This is a genomic window from Vibrio sp. 10N.261.46.E11, assembly GCF_041472735.1.
Taxonomy (GTDB): Bacteria; Pseudomonadota; Gammaproteobacteria; order Enterobacterales; family Vibrionaceae; genus Vibrio.
Genome location: NZ_JBFRQW010000065.1, coordinates 1 through 279 on the forward strand (window position 1 = coordinate 1; position 279 = coordinate 279).

Sequence of the window (279 nt, forward strand, 5' to 3'; positions counted from 1 at the left end):
CATGACGTCCTTTTTCAGTAGCCTTAGATATCTGCTCTAAGTGATTTGTCATTATGTCCTTGTTAACCCAAGGAACCACTATGGCTTCACCAATTCCTCTTTCAGGGCATACCGAACCAAACAAATAAGCGTATTCAAATTGCTGTTGTTTTACCACGCGAGGCCTCGTTCCACGAGTCGCCCAAAGACGTGTCGTTGTGTTCTGTTGGCCAAACCTAGCTTCGTCTTGAAACCAGACATCAACACTCTCTAGCCCAATATGGCCGGGGATCTTAAGGA

1 protein-coding gene is annotated in these 279 nt (G+C 45.9%); it reads right to left on the bottom strand.

The features are described 5' to 3' along the window. A partial coding sequence (locus tag AB4407_RS18805) for a transposase (protein ID WP_372121617.1) occupies nucleotides 1-279 on the bottom strand: 279 nt, incomplete at both ends.